Origin of the sequence: Neisseria sp. 19428wB4_WF04 (assembly GCF_015235335.1) — a bacterium.
Classification (GTDB): Bacteria; Pseudomonadota; Gammaproteobacteria; order Burkholderiales; family Neisseriaceae; genus Neisseria; species Neisseria musculi.
Window position 1 is genome coordinate 1 of the sequence record NZ_JADGLG010000252.1, and the last position, 228, is coordinate 228.

The window sequence follows — 228 nt, forward strand, 5'->3', positions numbered from 1 at the left end:
GGACTTGGTCAACAAATTGGAAGCAGACAAAGACGAAGGCCGTCTGAAACTAACCGAACAGCAATGTCGGTACGATTTGTTGATTCTTGATGAGTTGGGGGATCTGCCGTTTAGTCAGAAAGGCGGTGCGCTGCTGTTTCATCTGATGAGCCAACTGCATGAAAGGACGAGTGTTGTCATGACGACCAATTTGGCTTTTAGTGAATGGGTGAAGCTGTTTATGGATGA

1 protein-coding gene is annotated in these 228 nt (G+C 46.5%); it reads left to right on the forward strand.

Annotation, left to right across the window (positions count from 1 at the left end):
- Positions 1–228: ATP-binding protein (locus IR141_RS13200; protein ID WP_167743252.1), on the forward strand; the 228-nt coding region annotated here is incomplete at both ends.